This is a genomic window from Paraburkholderia largidicola (genome assembly GCF_013426895.1).
Lineage (GTDB): Bacteria > Pseudomonadota > Gammaproteobacteria > Burkholderiales > Burkholderiaceae > Paraburkholderia > Paraburkholderia largidicola.
The window spans coordinates 1447833-1468184 of sequence record NZ_AP023176.1 but is presented as its reverse complement, the minus strand read 5'-3'; the positions used below and the strand labels follow the sequence as shown (position 1 = coordinate 1468184).

12 protein-coding genes are annotated in these 20352 nt (G+C 62.6%); 2 read left to right on the top strand and 10 right to left on the bottom strand.

What is annotated here, in order from left to right; all coding sequences use genetic code 11:
* The first annotated feature begins 76 nt into the window (after positions 1–76).
* Positions 77–1219, top strand: coding sequence for a cytochrome D1 domain-containing protein (locus tag PPGU16_RS35310; RefSeq protein WP_180725477.1), 1143 nt, complete (start codon positions 77–79; stop codon positions 1217–1219).
* Between the two features lie 14 nt (positions 1220–1233).
* Here PPGU16_RS35310 and PPGU16_RS35305 read toward each other — a convergent pair whose 3' ends face one another.
* The 5 genes from PPGU16_RS35305 to PPGU16_RS35285 form a co-directional block, all read right to left on the bottom strand.
* Positions 1234–3015: a ShlB/FhaC/HecB family hemolysin secretion/activation protein gene (locus PPGU16_RS35305; protein ID WP_180725476.1), complete on the bottom strand. Its 1782-nt coding sequence runs from the start codon at positions 3013–3015 to the stop codon at positions 1234–1236.
* Between the two features lie 79 nt (positions 3016–3094).
* Entirely contained in the window at positions 3095–3505 is a 411-nt protein-coding gene (locus tag PPGU16_RS35300; RefSeq protein ID WP_035995308.1) for a hypothetical protein, read from the bottom strand.
* Entirely contained in the window at positions 3502–3768 is a 267-nt protein-coding gene (locus PPGU16_RS35295; protein WP_180725475.1) for a hypothetical protein, read from the bottom strand. The genes PPGU16_RS35300 and PPGU16_RS35295 overlap by 4 nt, the downstream gene beginning before the upstream one ends.
* Positions 3765–12545, bottom strand: coding sequence for a two-partner secretion domain-containing protein (locus PPGU16_RS42585; protein WP_243460675.1), 8781 nt, complete (start codon positions 12543–12545; stop codon positions 3765–3767). The genes PPGU16_RS35295 and PPGU16_RS42585 overlap by 4 nt, the downstream gene beginning before the upstream one ends.
* Positions 12546–12775: 230 nt before the next feature.
* Positions 12776–15118 (bottom strand): TonB-dependent receptor, encoded by a 2343-nt coding sequence (locus PPGU16_RS35285; protein WP_180725474.1) that lies wholly within the window; start codon positions 15116–15118, stop codon positions 12776–12778.
* Between the two features lie 412 nt (positions 15119–15530).
* Here PPGU16_RS35285 and PPGU16_RS35280 point away from each other — a divergent pair, with 412 nt between their 5' ends.
* Positions 15531–16478 carry an ATP-binding protein gene (locus PPGU16_RS35280; RefSeq protein WP_243460771.1) on the top strand — a complete coding sequence of 316 codons (948 nt, stop codon included), beginning with the start codon at positions 15531–15533 and terminating at the stop codon, positions 16476–16478.
* Here the strand turns inward: PPGU16_RS35280 and PPGU16_RS35275 are convergent.
* From PPGU16_RS35275 to pqqB, 5 genes are read right to left on the bottom strand one after another with little or no spacing between them, the layout of a single operon-like run.
* Positions 16418–17134: a response regulator transcription factor gene (locus PPGU16_RS35275; RefSeq protein ID WP_180725473.1), complete on the bottom strand. Its 717-nt coding sequence runs from the start codon at positions 17132–17134 to the stop codon at positions 16418–16420. The two genes, PPGU16_RS35280 and PPGU16_RS35275, sit on opposite strands and share 61 nt — an antisense overlap.
* Positions 17131–18348 (bottom strand): pyrroloquinoline quinone biosynthesis protein PqqE, encoded by a 1218-nt coding sequence (gene pqqE, locus PPGU16_RS35270; protein WP_180725472.1) that lies wholly within the window; start codon positions 18346–18348, stop codon positions 17131–17133. The genes PPGU16_RS35275 and pqqE overlap by 4 nt, the downstream gene beginning before the upstream one ends.
* A 4-nt stretch (positions 18349–18352) precedes the next feature.
* Positions 18353–18637 (bottom strand): pyrroloquinoline quinone biosynthesis peptide chaperone PqqD, encoded by a 285-nt coding sequence (pqqD, locus tag PPGU16_RS35265; RefSeq protein ID WP_180725471.1) that lies wholly within the window; start codon positions 18635–18637, stop codon positions 18353–18355.
* Complete coding sequence (gene pqqC, locus PPGU16_RS35260) at positions 18634–19341, bottom strand: pyrroloquinoline-quinone synthase PqqC (RefSeq protein ID WP_180725470.1); 708 nt, start codon at positions 19339–19341, stop codon at positions 18634–18636. The genes pqqD and pqqC overlap by 4 nt, the downstream gene beginning before the upstream one ends.
* Before the next feature lie 51 nt (positions 19342–19392).
* Entirely contained in the window at positions 19393–20313 is a 921-nt protein-coding gene (gene pqqB / locus PPGU16_RS35255; protein WP_180725469.1) for a pyrroloquinoline quinone biosynthesis protein PqqB, read from the bottom strand.
* Between the last annotated feature and the right edge of the window lie 39 nt (positions 20314–20352).

Below are 20352 nucleotides of genomic sequence, written 5' to 3'. Positions count from 1 at the left end.
TGCCCTTGCGGCACAACGAACATGGCTCGCGCGATTCGACGCGGCCCCGTCGAACAACACTCCGCAGGAGACATCGATGCATTGCACGACCAGACATACACGCGTGGCGATATCCGTCGCGCTCGCCGTTCTGTTGGGCGCGGGTATCGGACAGGCATCGGCCGCGTCCGTCGCGTACGTGACGAGCGAGACGAACGGCGTCGGCGTGATCGACCTCGACCAGATGACGCTGAAGAAAACCATCGGACTCGGCAAGGACGGCCCGCGCGGGCTGAGCCTGACGTCGGACGGCAGCAAGCTATTGGTGGCGAACAAGACGGGCGATCTGTCGGTGATCGATACGTCGACGGACAAGGTGATCGCGCGCGTGAAGATCGGCAAGAACCCGGAGTTCGTGCGGGTGCATCGCGGGTTTGCTTACGTGACCTATGAACCGGGTGAGAGCGGGCCGCCGCCGCAGGTGCTGGCGGCGAATCAGGGAACGCAGGGTGCCGAGGGCGCAGGCAAACCGGAAGGCAAGCCCGAAGCCGGAGCGGGCGGCGGGCCGGGGAAGGGCCACGACGACGATGACGACGCGAACAGCCCGCCCGCCGAAGTCGCCATCGTCGATCTGAAGACGATGAAGGTGGTGCGCTCGGTGAAGAGCGGGCACGAGACAGAGGGCGTCGAGTTTTCGCCGGATGGGCGCGAGCTGCTCGTCACTAACGAAGGCGACGATACGGTGTCGGTGTATCGCACCGGCACGGGCAAGCTCGTGCGCACGGTGAAGATGGACAAGGGTTCGCGGCCGCGCGGCATCAAGGCGTCGCCGGACCACAAGCAGTATGTGGTGACGCTGGAGAACACCAACAAGTTCGTCGTGCTGGACGCGGCGACGTTGAAGACACTGAAGACGGTCGATACGAAGATGGGTCCGTACGGCGTCGCGTTCGATCCCGAGGGCAAGCATCTGCTCGTCGCCGCCGCGCGCGACAAGACCTTGCAGGTGTTCGATGCGAAGACGTATGAGCATGTGGCCGACGCGCCCGTCGGGCAGCGCTGCTGGCATTTCAGCTTTACGCCGGATGGGTCGAAGGTGCTGATGGCGTGCGGGCGCTCGAATGCCGTGTTCGTGCTCGATGCGAAGAGCTATCAGACGGTCGGGCAGATTGGCGATTTGCCGCTCGCGTGGGGCATCGTGACGTCGCCGCCGAGTCAGGGGTCGATTGAGTCGCGGTGAGGCGGGGCGTTGCGCTAGAACTGGATCGTCGCCTGTACACCTGCCGTGACGCGTGCAGTTGGAAATCCCGCTGGTTTGTAGATGGGCGTGCCCGCGAACAGGTCATACGAGAATGCTGCGTACGTCGCCGGCATGCCGCCACGAATGCCGAGCACCGCGCCTGCGAGTTGGGTGCCCGCCAGAATCGCGGTGTTCGGGCCGTACACGCGTCCGTAGTCGATGCCGGCGTATAGCGTCTGTCCTGTCTGGACGATGGGCCATTGCAGTTCGTTGCGCCAATAGAGGCCTTTCTCTGCTGCGAGCATCGTTTCGCCGTCGAAGCCGCGTACCGTGTAGCGGCTGCCGATGGTCAAGTCGTCGATGTAGAACAGCAGGTCGTTGGTGAACTGTCCGTGGAAGGTCGTCACGTAGCGGACATTCTGTGATGCGATGGCGAACGGTATCGACAGATTGGCGTCGAGTACGGCCATCTCGTAGAGATAGGTGGGATGCGGCGTGTTCTGCGTGGTTGGGTCGTAGAGGTACGGGTTCGGATCGCCGGTTGCGCCCAGGCCGCGAACGCCTTGACGGTAGGCAAGCGTGCCGTCGAACTGCGCCGCGCCGAAGAAATGGCGGTCGGTCGCGCCCGCTTCGATGAACGTGTTGTTGCGGTCCTGAATCGGGATCGTCGTGCCTTCGATGAAGCTCTCGCCGAAACGCTTCGACAGCTGGAGATACGCGCCGAGCACGTCGCTCTGGCTGCGCGAGAGTACGCGCGCGAGCCTGAATGCGGTTGTCCGCGCGTTGCCGCTGGACACGAACGTCTGGTTCACGCCCGCGACGTTCTGGTAGTACGTGTTCGTGTTGCCCGATAGCGTCGCCGTCCAGTAACCCCACGGCACGGAATACGAGCCGTTGAAACCATGCGAGCCGAGCGTCTTGTTGCCGAACGACAGATCCTGGTTCGCGCCGACCATGAACACGTCGTTCAGGCCGAGCGGGTTGTCGATGCCGAGGCTCACGTTGCCTTGCCATTTGCCCGTTGCGTTTGTACCCGAGTTGTCGGCCGATACGACGAACCTCCATGGCTTCGCGCGTTTGACGTTCAGAACGATGTCGCTTTCGCCTGGCGCGTCAGTCGGTTCGATCTTCATGTCAACGTCTTGCGACGCGACGCGCTTCATCTGCTCCAGCCCTTGCTCCAGATCGCGCAGGTTCAGCAGGTCGTCGTCGCGCGCTGGAAATGCGGATTTCCATGTGCCGCGCATGTCGGGATCGGCAAAACGTAGATGCCGCACGACACCCGGCACGAGCGCGACTTTCAGCGTGCCCGTCGACATGTCCTGTTCGGGCAGCAGCACGCGTGTCGTCACGTAGCCGCGCGACAGGATCATCTGCTGCAATCCCTTCGTGAGTATGTCGAGTCTCGCCTTGCCGATACACTCGCCCCTGTAGTGATCGAGCCATTCGCGCGCGAACCAGAAAGGATCAAGCGGGAGATTGGACGCGCCATGCTTGCGCGCGACATCGGGGAGCGTGGCCGGTACGTCGAGCGCGAACGTGTCGATGCGAAAGCACGGCGATTCGCGCGGAAGGTCGGGATATACCCCGGCCTTCGGCACGGTGGAGCGCACGGTGGCCGCAGTGACGGTCTGTTCCCGCTGCTGTGCGTCGCGCTGCTGCTGTAGTTGCTGGTTCTGTTCCGCGTTCGCGCGTGCGGCTGCTGCTTCGTCTGCCGGCGAAGGCGCGCGTTGTGCAGACGCGAGTGTGACCAGGGCTGTGAGCGGCAAAGCCGCCAGCCTGTTCCTGATTTTCATTGGTGAATTGGTCTATGATTTTGCGTGTGGCGAGGCAAGCGGCCATGAGACCGCTGCCGCAATAGAATCGCTCTGAGACTTATGGTTTGACGGCTTTACGCCGGTTCCATAGCGAACCAATCCCCGCTACAGAGAGGCAACAGATCAGTACTGGCCCCGGGCCTGGCTGCACGACAACTAGCACTGCGTTTAGGCCGAGGTTCATCAGGAGTAGAGCCAAGGCGATGCGCCACACCAGACTCGTGCAACGTTTGAGGTAACGGGCGACCATGACGTAGGCGACGGCAAAGCAGAGGATGTTGACCACTGCCGCGAGGGTCACTGCGGCACGCTGCATAGTTGTTGCCGACTGTGCCAGATTGATCGGTAGAGAACCCGTCGCCATCATCAATGCAGAAATAATCTGTAGCACCGAGAGCATGTAAAACACTACTTCCGCAACTGCAAACTTGTCATCAATGTAGACGTCGTCTGATTGTTGCGTACTCATTTCCTTTCCTCGTTGTCGTTGCTCTCGTAGGTCTTGCGTGCTTTCTTGTAGCTGTTGTCGAAGGGTTTGATATTCAGCAATTTAGCCCGACTAGCCATTCCACCGATTAGTACGAGAAAAAAGCCACCTAATAATAGAACCCTCGCCCAAACGTTCGGAAGATCGTATTCAATCGCAACAGTGCCAAACACCAGCCCAACTACGATTAGTGCCAAGCGAAGCCACGACGATAAGTTGCCGTTGTCGATAAACTGGATTTTCATTTTTTCCCATTGGAGGGTTGAGGTCCAAGAATGGAGTTTATTTTGCCCTGAGCGTTTGTAGCGATACCGCTCCCGTTAACTAAATTGACCAACTCATTCACGATAGGGGTGAAACGGGGCTGAGCAGCTGATATCCAGTTCGACGCGAGAGACGTAGAACCGTTGAAAATATACTGCCCGTTGTCGTGGTTAGCCAATTGTCCGACTGCGTCGGCGGCGGTCCCTAGAATTGTTCCAGCAAATGCAATCCCATCACAGACGACAGAACAAGGCGTTATTGCTCCGCCTGCTGCTGCAACGGCCGATACGCGTCCAGCATTCGTCGAGATCATCGACGACACGTCCGCCGTTGTGTTCCTCACGAAATTAACATCGGACTTGTCCATCCTGGTAAAAGGACCAGCTATGTTTGTCGAGCCGGTTCCCGATGGCCGATCATAGGTGAACTGGCTAGGCACGCCGCCCGGCGACGCTGATCCATAGTTTGCGAGAATGTAAACCTGCAAATCTGGATTCGCCTGCGCTGTAACCTGCGTCAGAATCGGTTTGCCGTCCGCCGTCGTTCCGCCCGAAATCCATTGCGCACCTGAATCAGTCGGTGCCTGCCCGATCAGTGTTGCGGGTGCTCCCGATTCGGACGTGCCGTTCGTGCTTACACCCATGATGTGCAATTGGTCTTCGATCTGCGCCTGGGTATATTTGCCGCCACTCTTGTCTGCGAGTTGCTTCGCTAGCGTCTTTTCCTCGGGGTGCAACTGCCGGTTGTAACGGTCCACGTCGTACCCAGAGAACGCGCCCGCATTGCCTCCGACCGCCGCGCCCGCTCCAGTAGCAATCGCGTTCGCCACGATGTTGCCGAGTGCCTGGTTCATATCCGCATTGCCGGTCGGATTCGATCCTGCAATCGCACCGCTCAGTTCGTTCAGCTTGCCCGCAGCAATCGACGCAATCCCCGCACCGGCTGCGCCGCCGAGCGCATTACCGCCCGCGAGACCGGCGACGAGCGCTCCGCCTGCCGCCTGCATTTCAGCCCGCGCCGTGCCTCCTTCCTTCCACGCGTCGATGCCTGCCTGGTCACCCGCTGCCTGTGCTTCCTTGAGTTTCGAGTTTGCGTAATCGCCCACGCGCCGCGATACCGCTTCACCCGCCGCGCTCGCCGCCGCCATCATGTCAGCCTGTTTGTCCAGCAGGTTGTTCACGTCCGGCAACGTCGCGACCGTGCCGTTCGTATTCGACGTATCGCGGTTCAGGCCCGCCACATCCTGCGTCTGGTGCGCGCTGTCCGTGACATTGATCGTGCCCGCGCTGATGCCGCTGCGCGTCGTGGCGCTGTCGCTGCCGCTGTCGTTCTGACTCAACATCGGCGCGCCGCCGCCCGCGTTCTTGCCGGAAGCAGGGCCGTGCGTCGTGTAGTTCGAGCCGCCGTCACCCGTCGTCGCGCCCGCGCTGAACCCGCCCGAATGCGCGTCGTAGCTGGACTGGTTCTGTATGTCGGAATAGGTGAGTGTGCCTGTCGACAGATTATTCTTCGACGCATCCGCATCGCTCGCGATAATCGCGCCGTTCAGGTCCGTATTGCCTTTGACGTTGACGTTGAACCCACCGTCGCCCGACCGGATGCCTGCCTGTTCGTTCACGCCCGTATAGCTGCCGCTCGCATTGCCGTGCTGCGAACTAAAGCTCCCACTGCCGCCGCCCTGACTGACGCTGAAACCGCCTCCCATGCTTTCCTGATGCGCGCTGCTCGCCATCGTGTCCTGCACGCTCGCGATGTTCAGGTTGCCGCCGACATCGGCGTTCACCTGACGGCCATTCACATTCGCGCCGATGATGTTCGTATCGCCGCCCGAAATAATGGTCGCGGTATTTGCCGCCGTGACATGCGTGTTGCTCTGCATCGTCGCGTCGCTGTTTGCGTCGCCGTGCGCCTTCGCCATCGACGCCGACACGCCGAATCCCTGCGTGCCATACGACACGCCGACACTCGCGCTGCTTGACTGGTTCATGCTGCGCGTCGTGTCGGTATCGGTCGTATTGACGAGATTGACCTGGTTTTTCGCCGCAAGAATCACGTCGTTCGCGTTCACGTTAGAACCGGCAATTGTCACGTTGCCGCTCGCGGTCTGGCCATTGCCCGTCGCGACGAATGCCGCTGTGCCGCCCGCCGTGACGCTCGAACCCCGGTTCATCGTGCTGTCTTCGGTGAACGTGTTCTTGCTATGGCTGCTGCCGTAGCTGAGTTCGATCTTGGCCGACGGCGTCTGACCGTTGGCGAGTTCGCCCATTGCGCCGCCCGCTGCGCCGATGGAGTCGAGCGCGCCACTTGCCGCCGCCATGCCATGCAACGCCGCCGCGCGATCATCCTGACTGTGGCCCGCCGCCCGCGCCTGGTCGATGGTGTTCGAAATGGCGTCGATGACGGGCGCTTTCACGGCCAGCGTGAAACCGCTCTTGCTGACTTCCTGCGTCTCGTCGTGGTGCGCGGTGTTCGTCGCCGCGTCGATAATGACGTTCGCACCCGCACCCGTCACGTTCTGAGCCGCAATGAGATCGCTGCCTGTCACATGCAGATCCGCGCCCGCCGTCAGATTCACGCTGCCGCCCGTGCTCCCGATCATGCTGGCGTTGTTCGTCACCGAACTGTCGTTCGTCGTGTCCTTCGTGTCGACCTTGCCGTAGGAGATGCCGATACCACCCGAACTGCCGAGGCCTGTCTTCACTTCCTGATGAAAGTGACTCGAATCGCTCGTATCCTGCGACGTGTTGACCGTCAGGTTGTTCGCTGCGGACAGGTTCACGTCGTGTGTGGCCGCGACCGTCGAGCCGCTAATCGTCATGTCGTGACCGGCTGCGCCCGTGACCCTATCGCCCGATATCGTCGAGCCGTTCGCGATAACCTGGTGCGAACTCGTCGTATCCGTGTCCTTTTGTTTCGACAGAAACCCGGAGTGCTCGTTATGCGACCAGCTTTGCGAGTCATGTGTTTCAGTGACACTGCCGATGGTCACATCGCCCGTCGAGACGAGTTTGACGCCGCCTGCATCCGTCGCGACGGTCGAGCCGAGAATCGCAAGGTTGCCATTACCGGACAGACCGGCCGCAAGCGTCGCATTGCCACCCGCGCTGACGCTCGAACCCTGTACCTGTTCGTCATAGGACGAGCTGGTCAACTGGCTCTTGCTGTTGCTCATCGACTGTTCACTATGCGTATGAACGTCCTTCGTCGCTGTCACCGTCAGGTCACCACCCGCAACCATCGACACATCACCGCCCGCGCGAACCGTGGCGTTGGTGAGCGTTGTGTCTCGGCCCGACACCGTTACCACGTCGCCGCCCGCGACAATCGCGCTACCAAGGTTTTGCGTCTGCCTTTCGTGCCGGAAGTCCTGACCACCGTAACCGCTCGAATCCTTCGTCGCGGTGAGTTCGACCGTGCCGACATTCAGGTCGCGGCCCGCTGCAATGGCTGCACTGCCGCCAGCCTGCACCAGTGCGCCATTGAGGTTCACGTCGCGGCCTGCGGTCACCGTCGCGCTGTTCGTTGCGGAAATCGTGCCGAGGGCATCGACGGCCGTACCCGTAGCGCCACCGGCATAGTGCCCGTCAGTGAAGGACTTCGATACACCGTAGGTCTGCGTCTCGTTGATGACATCGCGACCGGCCTGCACGATGACATCGGCCCCGCCGATGCGACCGCTCGAATTGCGCACGTCCTGCACGGCTGCAACGGCCGTCGTGCCCGCGCTGCCGATCATGCCGCTGTTCGTGATGCTGTTGCCGATCACGGTCGTCGCGACGTTGCTGACGATATGCCCACTGTTGTTCACGTCGCCGCTCGCGTTCAGGTTCACCGCGTTACCCGCGACGAGTGCGCCGCTGCGCGTGAGGTCGACCGTGCTGGATTGCGCGAGATACACCTGGGGCACGAGTACGCTCTGATGCGAACCGTCCGGCAGGGTCACGTCCTGCGACACTAACCAGACCATGTCAGTCGTGAGTTGCGCCATTTGCGCGGGCGTCAGCGCAATGCCCGGTTCCAGCCCGAACGCCTTCGCATACGTGACGCCGTGGTTCATCAGCGCCGTGTATTCGTCGAGATTGTCGGTGAAGCCTGCGAGGAACGCGCGGCCCGTGAGTTGGGTCACCTGGTTGCGGATCAGCGTAGTTTCATACAGTCCGTCACCGAGTCGTTTCTCGATAGTCGACGGGTCGTAGCCCAACTGCTTGAGCAGGTAGTCGCTCGAAATGAAATTCGCGTACTGCGTGAATCGCGGATCGGTTGCAATCAGGTACGTCGTTCCGGGCGCGGTGTTGTACGTGTACAGGCCATTGACAGGCAGTTTCAGATTCGGGATGCCGCCCGTCGCGCCGCCGACCGTCTGCGGCCGGTTCGACTGGCCGCTGATGGTGCCCGTCTGCGTGCCGTCCGCGCTGCCGCCCGTGACGCCCGATCCGGCAACCGTCTGCCCCTGACGGTCGACTGAGTTGATGCTGATGGTCTGCGCATCGGTCTGCACGTTCTGGTTCGACGAGGCAATCGCGGGCAGGGCATCGACGGTCGTCGTGTACTGCGTCACGCCGTCATACTTGCCGTCGTTGCGGGGTTCCGTCGTACTGTTGCTGCCGCCTGTTTTCTGGTGCCAGTAAAAGACCGATTCCGTACTCGTGACAACCGCCTGCTGAAGGACCGTGCCCGTGTCGTTGACGATGCCGCCGCCGTCCGCGCGCCGGACGAGGTTTCCGCCCGCCGCCATCGTCGACGATTCGTTGCTGATGCTGCCGCCGTCCGCGTTGATGCGGATTGCGTCTTGCGCCTGGATCGTTGCGACGTTGCCCGCGCTGACGAGCTGGTCGGTCGTGGTGGTGGTTTGCGTGGCGCGCGACTTTTCGACGTAGTCGTGATTGCCGATGTCCCATCTCACTTCGGCCTGGTCAGGACGAATGTTCCTGTTCGGATCGAAGTCGGGCCAGAAGGTGATCGACACCGTACCATCGGCGTTGGTCGTCAGGCTGTTGTACCACTGCGTTGCGTTGGTCGTAATGTCGCGTGCAACGATAGTCGAGCCGGATTGATAGTGGTCATAGATTGGCTGCGTCAGGGAGAACGTCTGCGCGCTCGTGTCGATGTTCGTCACCTGCGAGGCGGGAACCTTGATCGTGATGGGATTCGCCAGCGCATAGATGGTCTTGTCGCCAATGCCCGCGCCCAGGCTCCAGTTCCATTCAGGAAAATCCAGGCTATGGTAGTTGCCGAATACGCCCGCTGACAGGTCGCTTCCGAGGCCCGCCGTCCACAGTGTGAGCGTGGTGGTACCAGCGTCCTGCGGCGTGCCTGGTGCCGTCTGTACGCCCGTCCTTATGTTGCTGACCGTGTGCGCGGCAATGTCGATATCGCCGTCCGCTTCGATGGTCCCGGCGCTGTTGGTGAGCGTGCCTGTCTGGTTGGCGAGCATGCCGGAGCCGTCGCGCGTGCCGTCCTTCGCAATCTCCAGACTGCCCGCGCTGTAGATCAGCGCGCCGTCCGCGTTGGTCACGGCGTTCTGCGCGTAGACATGGACGCTGTTCGCGCCCGCGATGACGGCCGCCGCGCCCGTGTTCTGCACATCGTTCGCATTGACTGTCACGTCATTGCCGATGACCGTTCCGGTATTGGCGAGCGTCGCGCTGTGCGTCGTGACCGCGTCGCCTTCGATACGTCCGGCATTGCTCAATGTGCCCGCTGCGCTGACGGTCGTGTTCGTCGAATTGATGTCCGCGCCCATCGCGTTGACGACATTCGCGCCCGTCGCGGTGAGTGCGCCATTGGCTGCGAGCGTGCCCGTATTCGTGAGCGTGCCCGTCGCGCTGAGCGTCATGTCGCCGTCCGCGTGCAGGTTGTTCGATGCGCCGCTCGTGTAGTCGCCGTTGACGGCCAGCCCGAGATTGCGGCCCGCGATCATGTCGCCGTCGCCGGATACGATGCCGCTTGCCGCGATGTCCCGGTTCGCACGGATCGCGCCGCTCGCATTCGACAGCGACGCGACATTGACCGACACATCCAGTCCGCCGAGGATCGTGCCGCTGTCGTTGATGACGGCCGCGCCCGCCTGCTTCAGCGTCAGGCCCGTGCCGCCGTAGAGCGTGCCGCCCGCATTGTTCACACGTTGCGTGACGTTCAGGTGGGCCGCGCCGCCTGCGACGAGGTTCGCGCCTGCATCGTTCGTCAGCGTCTGTGCGTTGACCGTCACGTCGCCGTTGCCGCCGAGTGTGCCACCCGTATTCGTGACACTGAACGCCGTGACAGTCGTCGCACCGTCGCCCGCGTTGGTCAGCTTGCCTTTGGTGTTATCGACGCTCGCGGCCGACAGATTGACCGCACCATGCGCGCCGTTTGCTGAAATCGTGCCTCGTGCGTTCGAGAGTGCACCGCCCGCCGTCACGGACAGGGCGCCCGCCGACTGTGCCGAGCCGCCCGTGTTGTCGATGTCGCCCTGTGTCGAAACGGTCAGCCCTTTGGCGCCGTACACCGTGCCGTTGCGGTTGACGAAGCCTGAGTCCGCATTCACCTGAGCGGCCTGCTGCGCGGTGAGTGTGCCGCCGCTGTTGTCCAGCTTCGCGCCGGACACGGTCAGCGCGCCATTCGTCTGCACCTTGCCGCCGATGTTCGACAGCGCGCCCGATGCCTTGATCTTGAGCATGCCCGCGCCCGCATGCTGGAGCGTGCCGCTGTCGTTGGTGATGCTATTCGCGGAGACGGTCAGACCGTTCGCATTCGACGCTATCGTGCCGCCTGTAGTGTCGAGCGCGCCGCCCGCGCTGATTGTCTGGTCGGCCGTGCCGTACTGCGTCAGCCTGCCGTTGCGGTTGACGAGGTCGCCCGATGACATGACGGCGAGCGTGTCGCCGTCGATGCTCCCGCTCGTGTTGTCGATGGATGAAGCGTTGACGGTTGTCGCCGCGCCTGACAGCGTGCCGCCCGAGTTACTGAGTGCGCCCGTTGCCGACGCGTTCAATGCGCCGCCCGCCGTTACCGTGCCGCTGTTGGTCAGGTTCCACGCACGCAGCACTGCGTCGCGCAGCGCGTTCGCCTTGCCCTGGTTCGTGAACGTGGACGCGCTCACCTGGACATTGCCGTTGCCGCCGATAGTGCCGCCGACGCCATTCAGCAGTGTGCCCGTCACCCCGAGGTTCAGGCCGTCGCCGTTTAGCGAGAGGATCTGGCCGCCCGTGTTGTCGAGCGAAGCCGCGTTCACGGTCGCGCTGCCCGCCGACTGGATGACACCCTGACGGTTCGCGAGCGCGCCCGCCGTGGAAAGCCCAACCGTCGAGCCTGACACGATCTGACCGCCCGTGTTCGAGACGTTCGCCGCCGACGCCTGAACCGAACCACCGGACAGCTTGCCGTTGTCGTTCGTTAGCGTGCCCGATGCGCTTGCATTGAGCGCGCCAGCTGCCGTCGTGCTCGCGCCCGACAGGTTCAGGTCGCCGTTGCTGGCGGCGAGCGTCAGCATTCCGTTAGCCGACGTGTTGCTGCCAGTGAGATTGACGGCCGCACCCTGAATCGTCGTATTGCCGCCGCCCTGGTTCCGGCCCGTGGCCGCGACTGAGCCGGTCGCAGTGACAGACAGGTCGCCGGAACCGGCAATCGTCCCGTCGCCATTCACACCCGCGCCGAACGTGCCCGTCGATGTGACGCTGCCCGCGCTGATAATCGTGTTCTGCTGCGCGGCAAACGTGCCGCTGTTGGCGAGCACACCCAAAGTATTCGCGCCGACACTCTGCTGCGCGTATGTCGTGCCGCTGTTGTCGATGCCATCGCGCGCGTTCGCCGTGATGTTGCCGCTTGCGTTCGTTTGACCGGCCAGCACCAACTTGCCCTGTGTCGTCAGGATCAGGTCGCCCGCCTGCGCCGCGAGCACGCCCTTGTTCGACACGCCGACGCCGTTCTCCGCGCCGACCAGCACGATGCGGTTCGCATACATGCCGCCAAGGTTGCTCACGTCGATGGAGACACCCGGTGCGGGGGCGCTGCCCGCAATGGGCGTCGCGGCAAGCGTGTTGTAATCGACGGCATTCGCGCCTGTTACGACGTTCAGGTTCCTGGCGTAGATCGCGGCATTGGCCTGCACCGCACGCGCCAGAAGGTCGACCTGGTCAATATTCGACCCGTTGAACCCCGCGCCCTGCACGGTGATATTGCCACCCGTCACGTTGAAACCCGCGAGCGATCCATCGGCAGCAAAGTTGGGCATACCCGTCGTGAGCGTCGCGCGCGACGTATTGATGAAACCGCCGCCGTCGACCAGCAACCCATTCGGATTAGCGACGACAACCTGCGCGCTCCTGCCCGCGACTTCAAGAAAACCGCGCAACTGCGACGGTGCAGCGCCGTTGACCTGGTTGACGATCACACGCGCGGCATCGTTCGCCCCGAAATTTGGATTGCCGTTGATATAACCGGCCTGCTGCGTATTGACGATAGTCGGCGAGTTGTTGAGGATTGCACCGTTTTTCTGAACATCGAACTGGTTGTAGGTGTTCATCGACACACCCGAACCAGCGGGCCTGTTGATGTTGACCTGTGGGATGCCGTTCTGCGTGGTCACGACGCCAGGCGCGTGCGAACCGCCCGGTACGATCTGCGCTGACGCCATGAGCGATGAAAGGGTAAGCAGCGCGGTCAGCGCAAGCTGACGCAACGACAGGCATATCGCCAGCGCCTTGGGTGTGCGGCCCGTCGCACGTGTTTCTCCTGCCTTGCCCGCTGCCGTGGCGGTTTCCTCGACGGCGACAAGCATTCCTCTGAACCGGCTAAATACGAGCCGATATGCCTTCTGATTCACTTTGTTCGTTTTGCTTATTATTGGGTCCGTAAAAGTATCGTGAATCCCGACGACTATTCGTTGATAACTGTCAAGGCGAGAACGAATACAACAGAACCGGGTAAATCAGTCTTGTCTGATTGCAGGCGAAAAAAAGCCCGCTAGCAGCGGGCAGAAACATCGGTAAGTAATCCAGCGCAACGCATTCACTTCCACGCATACCTCAACCCGACCCACACCCCACGCGGCGCGCCGATCCCAAGAAACTGCTCATTGCTGATCGCGCCCGGATCGAACGTATGGTTCGGTCCATTGAAGAAGTTCTCGCCGAGAATCGCAAAGTTCGCGTAGTGCTTGTTCAGCAGATTCTTGACAGTAGCAAACACCTGAAGCTGCTTCGTCACGTTATACGTCGTATCGAGATCGACAAGAAAATAGCCGGCGACCGTGCCGTTCACATCCTGATTGTTCTCGTCACCGCGTGCAAAAATGCTGCCGCGATACGTGAGGCTCGTGCCGATATTCCATGCCGCGAACGGCGTGTAGTCGACGCGCAGCTTCACCGTGTTCTGCGGAATGCCGGGGATGTGGTCGCCGGGCTTCACCGTGATGTTGCCGTTCGCATCCGCACTCGAATTGCTCGCGCTGCTCTCGGTCCACGTCGACTGATACGTCGCGTCGATATAGCTATAGCTCGCGCTCACGCCAACCGGCCCGTACTTCGTGCGGCCCGCGAGTTCGAAGCCTTGCCGGCGCGTCTTGCCGACGTTCTGGAAGAAGCCGAGCGAACTCGCCGCGCCATTGCTGCTGATGAACTGGATATCGTCGTCGAGTGTCGTGCGATACAGTGCCGCGCTCCACGTCGTGTTGCTACCGATGCGCCCGCGTGCGCCGATTTCGAACGTCTTCGAAATGACGGGCTTCAATGACGGGTCTGCAATGAAGTCGTTCGGCAGCGAGCAGGGAGCATCGGGGTCCGCGCACGCCAGTTCGATCGATGTCGGCGAGCGCATGCCTTCGTTGTAAGTGAAGTACGCGGTGAGCGTATCGGTCGGATTGTAGGTAATGCCGACAGCCGGGTTGAAGCGCGAAAACACATGACGTCCATCCAGTAGCGGCTGCACGCCGCTCTCGTCGCCGATCGTCGTGCGGGACCAGTTGTAGCGCCCCGCGAACGTCATCGCCCATTGATCGGTGAACGAGAATGTATCGGTGAAATAGACGCCGTAGGTTTCATTGCGTGTCTTCGCATCCGTCGTCGATACGAATGGACCTGTGCCGACCGTCGCGCGCGTGTCGGTGAACGTCGCATCTTGCGCGGATTGCGTGAAATGCGTGTTCGCGAGATCGGCGGCGACCCCGAGCGTCAGTTCATTGCGCTTGCCGAACAGGTTCTGCAACAGCGCCAGTTGCAGACTGCCCCCGTAGCTCTGGGTGAACACCGTCGACTGTACGTTGGTGGCGGGCGGTGCATCGTCGGGGTCATCGGGATCGAAGTCGTCGTTCACGTTGCTGCTGACATTCTTGTTGCGATAGTGGCGATAGTAGAGCGTGCCGCTCAACTGCACGTTGGGCGTGAAATAGTGTTCGCCCGCAATCGTCAGATAGCCGACCGTGTTGTCGTTCTGATCGGGAAACGTGTACGCCTGCTTGCGGTTGTCGAGAAACGAGCGCGGAATCGTCTGCGAACCGTCGAGCGTGTTGTCCGCACCGCCACCGGATATCGACAGCGTCGTGTCGGCATCGTGATAGCGCAGCTTGCCGAAAGCCTGGCGCAGACGGCTGCCGTTGTGATCGGCCCAGCCGTCTTCGTTGGCCGCGTTCGCGGTGAAGTAGTAGTCGAGGTTGCTGCCGATCATCCCGCCTTGCTGGATCTGCGCGCTCTTGCGTCCAAACGACCCGCCGCTGATTTCCGCTTCGCCGCCCGGCGAATTGCTGCCGTTCTTCGTCGTGATGGCAATTGCACCGCCGAGCGTATTGAGGCCGAAGGTCGGATTGGAGCCGGGAATCAGCTGGATCGTGTCGATTGCGGCCTGCGGTATCAGGTCCCAGTTGACGACATCGCCGAACGGCTCGTTGATGCGCACGCCGTCCATGAACACGGACAGCCCCTGCGGCGTGCCGAGCAGCGGTGAAGCCGTGAAGCCCCGATAGCTGATGTCCATTTGCGACGGGTTGCCCTGTGCGTCGTTGATGTCGACGCTTTGCAGATTGGTCGCGAAGTAGTCGGTCAGCGTGTTCGGATGCTGCTGGTCGATCTCGCGGCCGCGGATGGTCTGCACGTTGGCGGGCACCAGTTCGATCGCGGTGCCGATGCCGATCAGCGGTGTCGTGCCGATCACCAGAATGGACGGCATTTCGGCTTCCTGCGTCGTATTTTGCGCGGTCTGCTGCACGTCGGCGGGCGGTGTATCGGCGGGCGGCGGCGCGGCCTCCTGCGACCAGGCAGCCGTGCACAGACTGGCCAATGCGCTGCTGAATATCAGTTGGAATGCGCGCTTGCGAGGAAGCAGACGGGCACGTCGCGACTTGCGCCGTGAGGGTTTCATCGTTGTCGTCTCCAGCAGTTTGTTTTAGCCTTGTTTCGGCGCCGCTTTCGCGAGTTGCGCATGCCTGTCTCTGTGTCGCTTCGCCGCTGCTTGCAGCGTCGCATATCGAAGGCGCGTCGTGCCCGGGAAGCTTTCCCGATTCTTTCGGGAGGCCTTCCCAAACCTGCAAAAAGCAACACGAACTGCACCCGTTCGGTGGTTAGAATGAGTGACCGCTTCCATCGATACGCTCATGCCCGAAGCTCTCTCCTCAGCCAGACCGGCAGACCCGAAGCCGGACCAGCGGCAAGCAGCAGACAGTCGCGCGGACGCCTCGGGCGCGGCGGAGCCATCGCGCGAGCCGCAGCGGCCCGCGGCGGGCAAAAGCGCCACCCGGGCCATAGAGTCGCACTCCGTCGCGTGGCGCGACTTCATGTGCGTCGTGGTGCTGACGGTGATCGTCGGCGCGCTGTGCTCGATCTTCGATGTCTCCGAGATCGCGTACCGCTGGAGCCGCCGCGCCGAGCGCTATCAGCTCGACGAGTTGCCCGTCACGCTGTTCGTGCTCGCGGCTGGGCTGGCGTGGTTTTCGTGGCGGCGCTACCGGGATTCGCAGAAGGAATTGCAGCGCCGCCGCGCGGCGGAGGAAGAGGCGGCGCGGCTGCTCGCCGAGAACCGGCGCCTCGCGACGCAGGGCATCGAGGCGCAGGAAGCCGAGCGTCGCCATCTCGCGCGCGAGTTGCACGACGAACTGGGGCAATACCTGAACGCAATCGCCCTCGATGCCGCGCGGATTCGCGACCTGTCGGCGCAAAACGACGAGGTGCATCGCGCGTCGCTCGCGGTGATGCAAAGCGCGGGATTCGTGTATCGGCAGATTGGCGGAATGATCCGCAAGCTGAGGCCCATCGGCCTCGACGAGCTAGGCTTGCCGAGCGCGCTCGAACATTGTGTGGAAGGCTGGCGCGAGCGGCTGCCCGACGCGTCGTTCAAGCTGACCATCGACGGCGACTTCGACGGCTTCACCGACGCCCTGAACATCACGCTCTACCGGCTCGTGCAGGAAGCACTGACGAACGTGTCGAAGTTCGCGCGCGAATCGAACGTCGAAATCTATCTGGTGAGGGCACCCGCCAGCCGCGAGCGGGTTGAAGAGATCGTCGTCACGGTCGCCGACGATGGCCCCGGCGTCGATCTGTCGAAGCCGCGCATCGGGCTAGGGTTGATCGGCATGCGCGAGCGCGTCGAAGCGCTAGGCGGCGAGTTTCATGTCGCGAGCGAGCCGGCGCGCGGCTTTCTGCTGTGCGCGCGCGTGCCGGCTCAGCCCGGGCTGCCTGAACCGAGCGCTTCCATCGATCCCGCCGAACCGAAAAGCTCGTGAGGCGCGGCAAGCTCGGAGAACTGCAAACCGAGGCGCTGTGCGATCTGCACGAGTTGCACGCCGTTGTTCGCGCCGAACTTCTGCCGGATCGCGGACTGATGATTCGCAATCGTCTTCTGGCTCAGTCCGAGCCTTTCCGCGATCACAGGCAGCGTAAAGCCTTGCACCAGCAGGCGCAGCACTTCGAACTCGCGCGCGGAAAGCTGCCGTCCGGGCGGCCCTTCGCTGAACATCGTCCGTAGTGCGAGCGCATGCGAGACATCGGCGCTCAGATAGCGCACGCGCCGCGCGACGGCACGCACCGCTTCGACGAGCACATCGGGCGCGCTCGCTTTCGTCACATAACCGCAGGCGCCCGCATCGAACGCGCGTCGCACGAAAAGCGTCTCTTCGTGCACGCTGAAAATGAGCACGCGCGCTTCCGGCTCTCTCGCGAGCATGCGCCGCATCGCTTCGATTCCGCTCGCGCCGGGCAACGCGAGATCCATCACGACGACATCCGGCTGCAACGCGCAAAAGCGCTGGTAAGCCTGCGTCGCGTCGGCGGCTTCGCCCGCGACGCGCACATCGGGGCTCAGTTCGAGCAGCCTTCGGTAGCCTTCGCGCACGACGGCATGATCGTCGACGAGAAGCACGGAAATAGCGGGCGTCGTCATGATCGCGTTCTCTCGGTGTGAGGCGTCGCTGTCATCTCGCGCGCGTCGGCGCTGAGTCGCTTCGAGTTTGCGTCGTTGCGGAACGTGACGGGCTGTTCGTTGGGCGCAAGCGTCGCCGGACGTTGGGCCGCATCGCGCACCACGCGCACGACCTGCTCGTGATGCGGAGACTTGTCGCAGACGGGATCGGCGTTGGCGGCGTCGAGCGTCAACAGATACGCCTGGCAGCGGCAGCCGCCGAGGTCGTGGGTCTTTTCGTCGCAACTCCGGCAAGGCTCCTTCATCCAGTCGAAGCCGCGAAAGCGGTTGAACGCGTCGCTGTCGTACCAGATGTGTTCGAGCGGCGTGTCCTTCACGTTCGGAAACGTGAGGCCCGGCAGCGAGCGCGCCGAATGGCAGGGCAGCGCGGCGCCATCGGGCGCGACGCCGAGGAACACCGAGCCCCAGCCGTTCATGCAGCGCTTGGGCCGCGTTTCGAAGTAGTCGGGCACGACGAAGAAAATCTTGCAGCGGTTGCCGATCTCCTTCCGGTACCGCTCGACGACGGCTTCCGCTTCCTGCAGTTGCCCGGCGGTCGGCATCAGTTGCGCGCGGTTCGTGTGCGCCCAGCCGTAGTACTGCGTGTTCGCAAGCTCCAGATATTCGGCGCCCATGGCTAGCGCCATGTCGATGATCTTGTCGACATGCGGCAGGTTGTAGCGATGCAGCACGCAGTTGAGCACCATCGGAAAGCCATGCGCCTTGATCGAGCGCGCGACGCGGTTCTTCAGGTCGAAGGTGCGCGTGCTGCTGAGGAAGTCGTTGAGTTCCTGGGTCGAGTCCTGAAACGACAGTTGAATGTGATCGAGCCCGTTGGCCTTCAGCGTATCGAGCCGCGCATCCGTCAAACCGACACCCGACGTGATGAGGTTCGTGTAAAAGCCGAGGCCGTGTGCTTCCGCAACGAGTTCTTCGAGATCGTCACGCATCAGCGGCTCGCCGCCGGAGAAACCCAGTTGCGCGGCGCCGAGCTTGCGGCCCTGTCGCAATACATCGACCCATTGCGCGGTGCTCAATTCGTCGCGATGGCTCGTGTAGTCGACGGGGTTGTAGCAGAACGCGCAATGCAGCGGGCAACGGTACGTCAGCTCCGCCAGCAGCCACAGCGGCGGACCCACGCCGCTGCGTGCGGCCTGTTGCGTGTGCTCCTGTGTGGGTGTCGAGAGGTCGGTCATGCTGTCACTCCAGCCAGCCGCGCGAACGCGCGTGGTCGACGAAGGCTTCGACTTCGGGCGTCAGTCCGGTTGCATTGAACGCCGCTTCCAGTTCCGCGACGAGCGTCGGGATGTCGCGCGTGCCGTCGCAACGCAACAGGATTTGCGCGGCGCTCTGGTTCAGCTTCACCATGCCTTCGGGATACAGCAGCACATGCGCGTCCTGTGCCGGTTCCCATTGCAGGCGAAACAGGCTGTTCAGCTTCGGGCCGCGTTTGTCCGTGTCTTGCGCGTTGTCATGTGGGTTCATGCCGGGAACGCCTTTTCTATCGCATCGAGCATCGTCCAGAGAATGTCGAGCTTGAATTGCAAAATGTCGAGCGCGCGTTCCTGCTGCTCGCGCGTGCGGAAATGATCGAGCGTGACGGCGAGGCCATGTTCGACATCGCGTTGCGCGAGCGAAATGCGCGAACGGAAATACGCAAGACCTTCGGGCTTGATCCACGGGTAATGCTCGGGCCACGTCGACAGCCGGTCTTTGTGGATCTGCGGCGCGAAGATTTCCGTGAGCGACGAGCACACGGCTTCCTGCCACGGCGCGCGGCGCGCAAAGTTCACATACGCGTCGACGGCGAAGCGCACGCCAGGCACCACATGTTCCAGCGACCACAATTCATCGCGCGACAAGCCGACGGCATCGCCCAGCCGCGCCCACGTTTCGATCCCGCCTTCGTCTTCGCCATAGCCGTCGTGATCGAGAATGCGCAGCACCCAGCGGCGGCGCGTTTCCCGGTCGGGGCAGTTCGACAGAACAGCGGCATCCTTCAGCGGAATGTTGATCTGGTAATAAAAGCGGTTCGCGACCCAGCCGCGAATCTGCTCGCGCGAGCATCCGCCGCTGTTCATCTTCACGTTGAACGGGTGATGGATGTGATACGCCTGTCCCTTCGCACGTAGTTGCGCTTCGAATTCTTCCCGGGTCCATGCCGGGCCGATGTCGCCTTTGACACTCATCGATCGCGTCTCCGTATCAGTGGTCTGTTTCTGCGTTTCTCTGTGCGTGGCTCACAACTCGAACAGCATGCCGTCGTGCGCGACTTCGATGCCGTGCTGCGCCAGCGTGCGCCGCTCGGGGCCGTCGTCGATCAGGATCGGGTTCGTGTTGTTGATATGTATTAGCACCTTTCGCGCGTTCGGCCTATCGAGCGTATCCAGCACGTCGATCATGCCGCCCGGACCCGTTTGCGCCAGATGGCCCATATCGGCGGCCGTCTTCTTCGACAGGCCGAGTTCGATCATTTCACCGCTGGTCCACAGCGTGCCGTCGACGAGCAGCAGGTCCGCGCTGCGCATCGCATCGCGGATGTGCGGTTCGAGCACGCCGAGGCCGGGCGCATAGAACACGCGCTTGCCGGAACCGGGCGCTGTCATCAGCAGACCGATGTTGTCGCCGCGCTGCGGCGCCGCGCGATGCGGCGAGTAGGGCGGCGCCTTGCTCGACAGCGGCAGCGCCTCGATGCGCACGCCGGGCAGCGCGGCAATCTCGAACGGACCGTTATCGAGCGCAATGGTGTGACGTTCGACGCCGCAGTAGTGCGAGAGGATGGATACGACGGGAAAACCCGTCGACAGGTCTTGCCAGACGGCATCCGTCGCATGCAGCGGCAACGGCGCGCTGTTTTCGCGCAGCATCAGCAGCCCTGTTACGTGATCGATCTGCGCATCCATCAGCAGTACGGCCGCGATACCTGTGTCGCGCGCGTGTCGCCCGGGTTGCATTTCCGGGTTCGCAGCGATCTGCGCGAGGATATCGGGCGATGCGTTCACGAGCAGCCACGCCACGCCATCGACGCTCACCGCAATCGACGACTGCGTGCGCCGCCGCGCCGCGATCGTGCCTTTGCGCACGCCATCGCAATTGCGGCAGTTGCAGTTCCATTGCGGAAAGCCGCCGCCCGCCGACGAACCGAGCACCTTGACCTTCATCGTCCCCTTGCTCCCGAAAGAATCCGCAAAAACGCCCTT